The following is a 1,455-nucleotide window of genomic DNA, read 5'->3' on the forward strand; positions in this document are numbered from 1 at the left end:
TAACTTGGATCGCGTTAATTCTGGTGACTTGCGGTAGCGTGGTCGCCAGCCAAATCTTTATGAAGCATGAACTTACTCAAACTTATCGCCCACCACTTCACAGATAGCGATTAATTGACAAAAACTTTTATAAACCACACTTGATGAGTAAAACGGCGTTTTGGTAGCCTCTTTTCAATCAGAAATTGGAACCTCAGATCTTATGCCAGCAACTCATACGAAAGATGTACTGCATAAATTCCTCAAACCAGGGATGAAACTCTCGATTAACTTCGAATTTGGGCCAAAAGATAAATTCAGCTACTCAACCGTTTATTTAGGAATAAAAGAAAATTCTTATTTGATCCTCGATATTCCGATGCGATTGCTCGAAGATCAAGTGATGAGAAAACTGCATAACGCCGATGTGATTGTGCGCGGCGTTTCCGACACAGAGCTTGGTCACGTGTTGGCTTTTAAATCCAGTGTACTAATGACAGCCGTTCGCCCTTCCCCTCTGCTCTTTATTCGCATACCCGGTACGTTTGCAACTAAGCCTGTTAGAGAGCACGAGCGTTACAAGCTACAAATGGACTGTACCATCGATCACAGCGGCAATATTTATGACGGCAGTTTGGTTGATTTTTCACTGGCAGGCGTCGGTGTTCAGACCTTTATTGAACCTGAGTTTAAGGTTGGAGACCGAGTTTCGGTGGTATCACCTCTTAGCATTCATATAGGAGAGGAAAATCCTTGCTTGATCGCCAATATAAAGAAGCAACCCAAAGGCTGGGTGATAGGCATTCGATTCGAGCAACCCATTACTATGACTGAAGATTTGAAAACCAAGTTGCTGGAACAGTCCTTTCTGACCAGCAACGTATGATTTAGTAAACTGAGGCGCATCAAGGCTATGATTGGCTAAAGCGCGTTGCAGCAAAGCTGTTGAGTAACCGATGCACGGCATAAGTAACAAGCAAAGTGACCACGATGGCAAACAGTATGCTGCTGACTCGATACAAAGCACTAAAAATCAGGTCACCATCGGGCGTGAGATACTGTCCGAATAAGATCCCTAAAGTAGTAAGGCCGCCAAAGCCTGCACCTGAACCACTGGATTCTTTCACATGCATGTAACTGAAGATCATCGCGCCAATCCAAAGTAACGGCACAATAAACAGCAAAGTATCTGACCAATCATACAAAATGAGCTGCCCGACGATACCAAAAGTCACGCCTAGCAATGTGCCCATCGCCCGTTTACGAGCGTAACCTAAGGCGCCATTCCAATGCATTGGAAACAGGAGCAACAAGGTTGTCGCCTGCGCTGACATGGAATCGTTCAAATCAAAGATCTGAAACACCAAAAAGGACATGGTTGCAATACTCGCCCCCATAAGAGCCTCATGTCGCATCCGATGGCTTTGTTTGGCTTGTGAAGGCTTTGGCAGCGGTTGACGAGGTTCCGCATCTGGA

The 1,455-nt window shown here is 45.2% G+C and carries 2 protein-coding genes and 1 pseudogene; 2 read left to right on the forward strand and 1 reads right to left on the reverse strand.

Annotated elements, in window-relative coordinates; genetic code table 11:
• Nucleotides 1-107, forward strand: a pseudogene (locus R7035_RS25250) (EamA/RhaT family transporter); the annotation flags it as partial.
• 95 nt (nt 108-202) lie between these two features.
• Nucleotides 203-865, forward strand: a complete 663-nt coding sequence (locus R7035_RS25255; RefSeq protein ID WP_005499292.1) for a flagellar brake protein — start codon at nt 203-205, stop codon at nt 863-865.
• Nucleotides 866-890: 25 nt separating this feature from the next.
• Here R7035_RS25255 and R7035_RS25260 read toward each other — a convergent pair.
• Nucleotides 891-1,455: FUSC family protein (locus tag R7035_RS25260; protein WP_318146328.1), on the reverse strand; the 565-nt coding region annotated here is incomplete at its 5' end.

The sequence above is a fragment of the Vibrio sp. 1731 genome (assembly GCF_033339955.1).
Classification (GTDB): Bacteria; Pseudomonadota; Gammaproteobacteria; order Enterobacterales; family Vibrionaceae; genus Vibrio; species Vibrio alginolyticus.

Bases quoted from the DNA above. Each gene is read 5' to 3' on its own strand.
- R7035_RS25255 (WP_005499292.1), top strand. From the start codon at position 203: ATGCCAGCAACTCATACGAAAGATGTACTGCATAAATTCCTCAAACCA.